2 rRNA genes are annotated in these 269 nt (G+C 58.0%); both read right to left on the bottom strand.

Annotated features, from left to right (window positions below):
- Positions 1 to 87: ribosomal RNA gene (rrf, locus tag B2J69_RS23545) — 5S ribosomal RNA — on the bottom strand; the annotation flags it as partial.
- A gap of 90 nt (positions 88 to 177) precedes the next feature.
- Positions 178 to 269, bottom strand: a 23S ribosomal RNA gene (locus tag B2J69_RS23550); the annotation flags it as partial.

The following is a 269-nucleotide window of genomic DNA, read 5'->3' on the forward strand; positions in this document are numbered from 1 at the left end:
AGACCCCACACTACCATCGGCGCTACGGCGTTTCACTTCTGAGTTCGGCATGGGGTCAGGTGGGACCGCCGCGCTAGTGCCGCCAGGCAAATTCTGTTTTCCGCGCCGCCACAAGGCCACACGGACTATCCGTCACAAGCTGAAAATCTGCGTCTCGCAAAACGCCTCTGGCGTTGTAAGGTTAAGCCTCACGGGTCATTAGTACCGGTTAGCTCAACGCATCGCTGCGCTTACACACCCGGCCTATCAACGTCGTCGTCTTCAACGTC

This window comes from Pantoea latae (genome assembly GCF_002077695.1).
GTDB lineage: Bacteria > Pseudomonadota > Gammaproteobacteria > Enterobacterales > Enterobacteriaceae > Pantoea > Pantoea latae.